The organism is Cyanobacteriota bacterium, from assembly GCA_025054735.1.
In the GTDB taxonomy this organism is placed as follows: domain Bacteria; phylum Cyanobacteriota; class Cyanobacteriia; order SKYG9; family SKYG9; genus SKYG9.
This window is the reverse complement of record JANWZG010000367.1, coordinates 1-4,068: the sequence shown is the minus strand read 5'-3', so window position 1 is coordinate 4,068 and position 4,068 is coordinate 1. Positions and strand designations below refer to the sequence as shown.

Here is a 4,068-nt window from a genome sequence, read left to right as displayed (position 1 = left end):
AGTGTGAGGGGAAATATCACCAACCAAGGCAACCTTGCCGTGGGAATCGGACAAACCCTTACCTTGTATGGCAATACCGTCATCAGTAGTGGCACCCTCACTGCTCCTGGTGGCACTGTGCAAGTGTTAGGCAACCAAGTCGGTCTGTTTGACCAAGCGATTGTCGATGTTTCCTCCCCTACTGGTGGCGGTACCGTCCGCATCGGCGGCGACTTCCAGGGTGGTCAGGGAACCATAGGGGTGCATAGCCGTGTGCCCCTACCTACCGCCAGCCGCACCTATGTTAGTCCTAACACAGTGATCAATGCTGATGCCCTAGAAACTGGCAATGGTGGCACTGTCATCATCTGGGCAGACGAAACCACCCGCTTCTACGGCACCATCACCGCCCGTGGCACAGGACAGGCATTAGGGAATAGGGTTGAAATATCAAGTCTCAGCCCAAATCCCTTCCCTCCCCCCAACACCTCACACCTCACACCTCACACCTCTTCTAACGGCGGTTTCGTCGAAGTCTCTGGCAAAGAGTACCTAGACTTCCAGGGACAGGTAGATACGTCTGCTCCCTTTGGGCAGGCAGGCACCCTACTACTCGACCCCACCAACATTGAAGTAGTGGCACTGCTGGGCAACACCTTCAGCACCAGCCTTGCCTTTGCCGATGCTCCCTTTCCCACGGCTCAGGTTTCGTCGGCACTCATGACATTTTCCCTTAGCAACATTGTATTGCAAGCCACTAACAACATCACTGTGAATGCAGGGGTTAACTTGCTGATTCCTGGTGTAAGCTTCACGGCGCAAGCGGGAAATAACATTGTGGTGAACAATGACATTTCCACTCTAGGGGGTGATATTCGCCTGATTGCCAACGACCCCAGCAGTGGGGCAGCCACGGGTGCGGGCAGCATCACCATCAACAATGCCAGCTTTACGACCAGTGGTGGGGATGTGGTGCTGCAAGCAGCCGGGGATATTTCCCTGAATGCCATTACAAACGATGCCCGCGTGCAAACCAGCGGGGTGTTGGGTGGCTTGTTTGGGGGGGATGGTGGCAACGTGACAGTACAGACTCCGGGCACCCTGCGAGTGCAAGCGACAAACCCCACCAGAACGGTTCAACTGGCAACATCCACCTTTGGGGTAGGGGATGCGGGGAATATGGTGATCAATGCTGGACGGGTGGAAGTGAGCATCCCGGCTAATTCTACTGCTGGAGGTTTTAACGGTATTTCGACTCAATCCCTAGGATCGGGGGATGCAGGGAATATCACGATTAATACCCAGGCGGTAATTCTCCAGAATGGTGTGCAGATTGCTTCATCCGGTTTTGGTTCAGGAGATGCAGGCGATATTGCCCTTAACAGTCAACAATTGACGGCACAGAATGGTGCGGCTATCAGCGCCTCAGGTGCTAATGGAGCGAATGCGGGGGACATTTCCATTCAAGCCCAGACGATCGACCTGCAACGCTCTTTTATCGCGGCGGTTACGATCAACAATAGTCCTGGCAATGCTGGACAAGTGGACATCACTACCAATCGTCTCACCCTGCAAGATGGCAGTATCGTATCTGTGCAGACTGGCAACAGTCAAGCTGCCGGAAAAATCGTCATCCAAGCCAGGGAGGTTGAACTGAGTGGGTCTGGGCTTGATGGCCCTAGCCGCATCACTGCAGAGGCGGCATCGTTATCGGGATTACCGACAGCAGGCAACGGGGGAGAGATTACGATCGCCACCACCAATCTCCTTGTGCAAAATGGTGCCCGAATCTACACCGATGCCCTGCTCGGCACTGCTGGCGACATCACGATTCGCGCTGCCGACACCGTTACCCTCACCAACGGCAACACCGACACCATCACCGCCGCTGGGGCTAATGGCGGCAACATCAGCCTCACCACCGGGCAATTGCAGATGCAAGGTGCTGCGGCGATCGCCTCCACCGTACTGGGTGGCGGTGGTAGTGCTGGCGATGTGACCATTCAGGCAAGACGGGGCGTAACCGTGAGCGATCGCAGCGTGATTCAAACCAGCACTGTGAGTGGCACCAGTGGTAATCTGTTAATCCAGGCTCCTACCCTGCTGCTGCAAAACCAAGCTGTGGTGTCATCCGGTACATTTCTGACGGGTACCGCCGGGAACTTGACTGTGCGGGCTACCGAGTCAGTCACAGTGGAGAGTAACAGCACCCTGAGTACGATCGGCATTGGGCTAGTCAATGGTGGCACGTTGACCATTGAAACAGGCAGGCTTAGGGTGGATAATGCCAACATCAATACCGCCGTGGTGGGGCAAGGGAATGGCGGCAACCTGTCCATTGCTGCCAACACCGTGGTTACCCGCAATGGCACGATTACCACTGCCTTGACTGGACAGGGCAGCGGCGGCAATCTGGATGTTACAGCAGACACGATCGTCGCGACTGATGGCGGTGGCATTAGCACAGGAGCCGTTGGTGCTGGTTCCGGCAACAACCTCACCCTTGCCACCAGAACCTTAACGATTTTGAATGGAGCATCGGTCAATACAAGCAGTCTAGATGTTCTTGCCCTAGAAGCCACCTTTGCTGATTTTTTGAATACCATTGGCAGCACCCTCGGTCCAGGGTTTTCTACACCGCAAGTGACTGCTATTTTCAATGCTATCTTCACCATTGCCCTAGACGCTGCTCGTAGCGCTCCCCAAGGGAGTGCAGGTGCGTTGTCGGTGCAGGCGAGTGAAGGTGTGACCATCTCTGGACTTGGCTCCTTATCCACTGCTGCTAGGGGCAATACCAATGCTGGACAATTGACCGTGCAAACGGGGGATTTAACGATTAGCGATCGAGGACTGCTCATCTCCCTAATCAATGGCAACGGACGAGCCGGGGACATCACCCTGCAAGCCAACAATCTCACCCTCACCAATCTAGGGGAAATCTCCAGTCGGGGAGAATGTTCCTGCAACGAGGGATCTGCTGCCAACATCACCCTCAACTTAGCAAATACCTTCAATGCCCGTGATGGTCTAATCACTGCCACTTCTTTCCGAGCTGGAGGTGGCAACATTGCTATCCAAGCTGAAGATATCCGCCTCCAGGGCAGCAGCCTGATCAGCACCAGCGTCTTCGACAGCACCGGGGGTGGCGGCAACATTAGCATCAACTCCACCATCTTCCTTGCCCTGAACGACAGCGATATCCTCGCCAATGCTGAACTAGGGCCAGGGGGCAACATCACTATCAACTCACCAGGATTCCTAGCCAACCTGTTTGGCACCGGGCAGGCAGTGGCGGTGGGACGCAATCCAGGGAGCTTTGGTCAGTTCCGGGGCAATAGCCGAGTGGACATTTCTGCCGCATCAGCAGCAGGCGTATCAGGAATAGTCACATTGCCCAATCTAGACATTTCCCGTGGCTTGGTGCCTCTTCCAGAGGGCTTAGGAGATGCCTCTAACCAGATCGCCCAAGCTTGTAAGCCCGGTCAGCGCACCACAGGTTCCTTTGTCAACATTGGTCGAGGTGGGATTCCTGAAAGTCCCTACGACTTCCGAGGTACCGATGAGGTATGGGAGGATTTGGGAGGAGTTCGGGGTACAGAGTCGGGAGTACAGAGTTTAAGAGATGGAGTAGACAGACAGGCAGACGTAGACGTGAGGACTGTCAAGTGCAGGCTTGGGCGCGAGCAGTGATTGATCGAGTACAATCAAAAAGAATACCATTTCCCATTGAGAACAACCACACTGGAAAGACCAAGTCAGAGGACAGGTAAGATGGTTGCAGAGCTAACCCAGACCCCTTCACTACCACCGTTAGAGAATGGCGATCGCCTCTCCCGTGATGAGTTTGAGCGACGCTACCATGCCATGCCCCAGCACAAAAAAATTGAATTAATTGAAGGTAGGGTATTCATGGCATCTCCCGTTTGCGCTCGCAAACATAGTAAGCCCCATGCAGCCATAATCACATGGCTAGGTACTTACTGGCTAGCCACCCCCGGCATTGAACTGATGGACAATGCCACCGTGCGGTTGGATGAGAATAACGAACCCCAACCCGATGCCTGTCTACGTCTCGATGAATCCCTGGGA

Annotated in this window: 2 protein-coding genes; both read left to right on the top strand. The window is 54.6% G+C overall.

The window, feature by feature from the left end:
- Positions 1-3,669, top strand: a 3,669-nt coding sequence (locus NZ772_15105) for a hypothetical protein (GenBank protein MCS6814882.1), incomplete at its 5' end; no start/stop codon positions are given.
- A gap of 81 nt (positions 3,670-3,750) precedes the next feature.
- Positions 3,751-4,068: Uma2 family endonuclease (locus tag NZ772_15100; protein ID MCS6814881.1), on the top strand; the 318-nt coding region annotated here is incomplete at its 3' end.